Below are 4,901 nucleotides of genomic sequence, written 5' to 3'. Positions count from 1 at the left end.
TCTTGCCCTGCGGACGCGTCACACCGCTCACCACATGCGCACTCGGAGCACCCTCACCCAGAGCTGCCAGCCCCTCCATCAGCTCCCCACGGTCAGCGGAAACAACCGCACCCCGGTGAGCCAGAGCCGCGCGAGTCGTGGTCAGGGCATACGCGACCTGCTCAGGCGTGATCTCCGGATGCGCGCTCAGATGCGCGTGCAACCGCGATGCCTGCTCGGCCAGAGCCGGAGCCGTATGACCCGACACCGGCCACACCACCACACCCGAACCGGACTCAGGCTCTGGCTGGGTGACTTCGGCCGCCGGGGCCTGTTCCAGGATGACGTGCGCGTTCGTCCCGCTCATACCGAACGACGACACACCGGCCCGCCTCGGCCGGTCCTCCCCGACCGCCCACGGCCTGTTCTCCCTGAGGAGCTCCACCGCCCCCGCCGACCAGTCCACGTGCGGCGTCGGCTCGTCCACATGCAGCGTGCGCGGCAGCACGCCCTCCCGCATCGCCATCACCATCTTGATCACACCGCCCACACCGGCCGCCGCCTGCGTGTGCCCGATGTTCGACTTCAACGACCCGAGCCACAGAGGCGCGTCCTCCGGCCGGTCCTGGCCGTACGTCGCGACGATGGCCTGCGCCTCGATCGGGTCACCCAGCGTCGTACCCGTGCCATGCGCCTCGACCGCGTCCACATCCGCCGCCGTCAGCCCCGCATTTGCCAGTGCCTGACGGATCACCCGTTCCTGTGACGGCCCGTTCGGAGCCGTGAGGCCGTTGGACGCGCCGTCCTGGTTCATGGCCGAGCCCTTGACCACCGCGAGGACCTGGTGCCCGTTGCGTACGGCGTCCGACAGCCGCTCCACCAGCAGCAGCCCGACACCCTCCGACCAGCCCGTGCCGTCGGCACCGGCCGCGAACGGCTTGCACCGGCCGTCCGCTGCCAGCCCACGCTGCCGGCTGAAGACGACGAACGCGTTCGGGGTGGACATGATGGTGACGCCGCCGGCCAGCGCGAGGTCGCACTCGCCGTTCCGCAGCGACTGGGCAGCCATGTGCAGCGCCACCAGCGACGACGAACACGCCGTGTCCACCGTCACCGCCGGACCCTCCAGGCCCAACGTGTAAGCGATACGCCCCGACGCGATGCTGGCCAGGCTGCCCGATCCCAGGTAACCCTCAAGGTCCTCGGGAATGCTGGACAGCCGGGAGAAGTAGTCCTGTGAGGTCAGTCCCGCGAATACGCCCGTCGCGGTTCCCTGGAGGGACGTGGGGTCGATGCCCGCGCTCTCGAACGTCTCCCAGGCCGTCTCCAGGAGTAGTCGCTGCTGCGGATCCGTCGCCAGGGCCTCGCGCGGGCTGATCCGGAAGAGTTCGGCGTCGAACTGGGCCGCGCTGTGCAGGAATCCGCCGCGCTGGGTGGTGGAGGTGCCCGCGTGGTCGGGGTCCGGGTCCAGCAGCCGTTCGATGTCCCAGCCGCGGTCGGTCGGGAACTCGCCGATCCCACTGCCGCCTTCGGCGAGCAGTCGCCACAGATCCTCCGGCGACGAGACGTCACCCGGGAAGCGGCAGGCCATACCGACGATCACGATCGGTTCGTCGTCCTGAGGGGCACCGTTCGCCGTGGCGGGACGCGTCGTACCCGTCGACTCGGTGCCCACGAGCTGAGTGAGCAGGTACTGGGTCAGAGCCTTGGGGCTCGGATGGTCGAAAACGACTGTCGTCGGCAACTGCACGCCCGTTGCTGCGCCGAGCCGGTTGCGGAGCTCGACGGCGGTCAGTGAGTCGACGCCCAGCTCCTTGAACGCACGGTCCGCGTCCACACCACCCGCGTGGCCGAGGACGGCCGCCACGTGCTGGGAGACCAGTCCGAGCAGCCGTTCCCGCTGTGCGGCAGGGGAGAGCCCGGCGAGACTGCCCGCGAGGCCCGCGACCGCACCGGCGCCGGCCCCGGCGGCCACACGCCGCGTGGGGCGGCGGACCAGACCACGCAGGAGCGCGGGGGCGCTCTCCGGGCTGAGCCGCTTGATGTCCAGGTCGATCGGCAGGAGCGAAGGAGCACCGCTGGCCAGGGCGGTGGAGAAGAGCCGGAGGGCGGTCTCGGTACGCAGCGGCCTGACCCCGCCCCGTATCAGGCGTTCGGTGTCCGCCTCGCTCATGTGGCCGGTCATGCCGCTTGCCTCGGCCCAGTACCCCCAGCCGAGCGAACCCGCCGTCAGACCCCGGTGCCGCCGGTGGACGGCGAGCGCGTCCAGGAAGGCGTTGGCGGACGCGTAGTTGGCCTGGCCAGGGGCGCCCAGCCCGGCGGCGGCCGACGAGAAGAGCACGAAGGCGTCCAGGTCGGAACCCGCCGTCAGCTCATGCAGATTCCAGGCCGCGTCCACCTTCGGGCGCCGTACGAAGGCGAGTTGCTCCGGCGTGAGCCGCTCGACGGTTGCGTCGTCGAGAACGCCCGCGGCGTGGACGACGGCGCTGAGCGGGTGCTCGGCGGGAACGGTGTCCAGGAGCTCGGCAAGCTGTTCGCGGTCGGCCGCGTCACAGGACTCGACACGTACCTCGGCGCCGAGAGCCTCCAGCTCCGCCCGCAGCTCGGTGGCGCCCGCGGCGTCCGCACCGGAGCGGCTGGCGAGCAGCAAGTGCCTGGCTCCGTGCTCGGTGACCAGTTCCCGGGCGATGTGTCCGCCGAGTACGCCGGTGCCGCCGGTGATCAGTACCGTGCCCTCCGGAGAGACCCCGCTCGGGAGGGTGAGAACCACCTTGCCGATGTGCCGGGCCTGGCTGAGGAACCGGATGGCCTGCTGCGCGTCGTGAATGTCCCAGGCAGTGACGGGCAGCGGCTTGAGCGCACCGCTCACGAACAGCTCGCGCAGCTCCTGGAGCATCTCCTGGATACGGTCGGGTCCCGCGTCCCCCAGGTCGAACGCCTGGTAGACGACATCGTGATCGTGTTCCGCCGCTACGGTCCCGGCGTCCCGGATGTCGGTCTTGCCGATCTCGATGAAGCGTCCGCCGTCGCCGAGGAGCCGCAGCGAGGCGTCGGTGAAGTCACCGGCCAGGGAGTTGAGGACGACGTCGACACCCGTGGCCCCCGCCGTGGCACGGAAGTGCTGCTCGAAGTCGAGCGTGCGGGACGAAGCGACGTGGGTGTCGGGTATGCCCCGGTCGCGGAGCACGTACTGCTTCGCCGGGCTCGCCGTGGTGAACACCTCAAGGCCCCAGTGCTCGGCCAGCTCCAGGGTCGCCAGACCGACGCCGCCCGTCGCGGCGTGCAGGAGCAGACGCTCCCCCCGCTTGACGTCCGCCAGATCGGAGAGCCCGTAGTAGGCGGTGAGATAGACGATGGGGAGGGTGGCCGCCTCGGCGAAACTCCAGCCGTCCGGCATACGGGTGACCAGCCGGGCGTCGGTCATCGTGACCGGCCCCGTACCGGAGAGCAGGCCCATCACTCGGTCGCCCACCGCGAGGTGGCTGACGTCCGGCGCGACCTCGAGCACCACACCGGCGCCTTCTCCACCGAGTGACCGCACGTCCGCCACCATGCCGAGCGCGACGACGACGTCCCGGAAGTTCAGCCCCGCGGCGCGCAGGGCGATCCGGACCTGTCCCGGTGCCAGCGGCGCGACGGCCTCCGGGAAGTCCACCAGCCGTATGTCCTCGACGGTGCCCCCGCCCGTGACACCGAGACGCCAGGCGGGCGCGTCGGTGGGAGGCGAGAGCCGTTCGGGTGTGGGGTAGGGGGTGAGGCGGGGGGTGAGGATGTTTCCGTTGCGGAGGGCGAGTTGGGGTTCGTCGGTGGTGGTGGCGGTGTGGATGGCGTGGGTGAGTTGCTTATGGCTGTTGGGGTGGTTGTCGGTGTCGATGAGGGTGATGCGGTGGGGGTGTTCGCTCTGGGCGCTGCGGATGAGGCCCCAGAGAGGCGCGTGGGTGAGGTCGGTGAGGAGTTCACCGGGTTGGGCCGTGACGGCGCCGTGGGTGAGGACGACGAGCTGGGTGTTGGTGCGGGTGTCGTCGGTCAGCCAGTCCTGGAGAAGGGCGAGGGCCTGTTCGCCGGCTGCCTGCACCTGCTCGGGCACCGGCAGCTCGGCGAAGTCGCTGAGGTGGGCGTAGACCTCCGTGTCCTGCGGGGCCTCATCGACACCGGCCAGCAGGAGCGCGTACGGCTGCGGGTCCGCGTCCTTGGCAACGGCATGGGTACCGGCGTCGGGGTCGGCCTCGGACTGAACCGTCGGCGACCACGCGATGGTGAACAGCCTGTTCTCGTCAGCCGACTTGGTGCCGACGGCGGCGAGCTGTGCCGGGTCGATCGCCCGGAGTGTCAGGGCTTCGACGTGGACGACCGGTTGACCGACCGGGTCCGCGATGCTGAGAGTCACTGTCCGCGCGTCCCCGCGCCCGATGTGGACGCGCAGTGCGGTGGCACCGGTCGCGTGCAGACTGACCCCGGCCCAGGAGAAGGGCAGCGCGAGCTCGGTCTCTGCCTGCCCGTCCGTACCGCTGTCCGTATCGGTGTCCGTACTGGTGTCCGCACCGAGGGTGTGGAGGGCGGCGTCGAGGAGAGCGGGGTGGATGCCGTAGCCGGTGACGTCGGTGTCGGGGTCGAGTTCGATCTCGGCGTAGAGGTCGTCGCCGTTGCGCCAGGCTGCGATGAGTCCTCGGAAGGCGGGGCCGTAGCCGTAACCCCGGGCATCCATCGACTCGTAAAGGGTCTCCACGGGCAGAGCCTCCGCACCGGCCGGCGGCCACGCGGTCAGATCCGTACCGGCGGAGTCGGTGGGAACGTCGGAGAGCACACCTATGGCGTGGAGCGTCCACGCTTCGTCGGTGGCTCGACGGGAGTGGATGCTGAGGGGAGTGGACTGTTGCCGGGTGTCTTCAGGACCTGCGATTACTTGGAGCTGGATGGTTTCG

The 4,901-nt window shown here is 70.4% G+C and carries 1 protein-coding gene; it reads right to left on the bottom strand.

Features of this window, described 5'->3' with window-relative positions:
• On the bottom strand, positions 1-4,783 hold a 4,783-nt coding region (locus GXP76_RS34060; RefSeq protein ID WP_374363635.1), incomplete at its 3' end, for an SDR family NAD(P)-dependent oxidoreductase.
• Positions 4,784-4,901: the final 118 nt, after the last annotated feature.

The sequence above is a fragment of the Streptomyces sp. NP-1717 genome (assembly GCF_022695985.1).
In the GTDB taxonomy this organism is placed as follows: domain Bacteria; phylum Actinomycetota; class Actinomycetes; order Streptomycetales; family Streptomycetaceae; genus Streptomyces.
The sequence above is the reverse complement of the archived record's forward strand: the minus strand, read 5'-3'. Positions and strand labels throughout refer to the sequence as shown.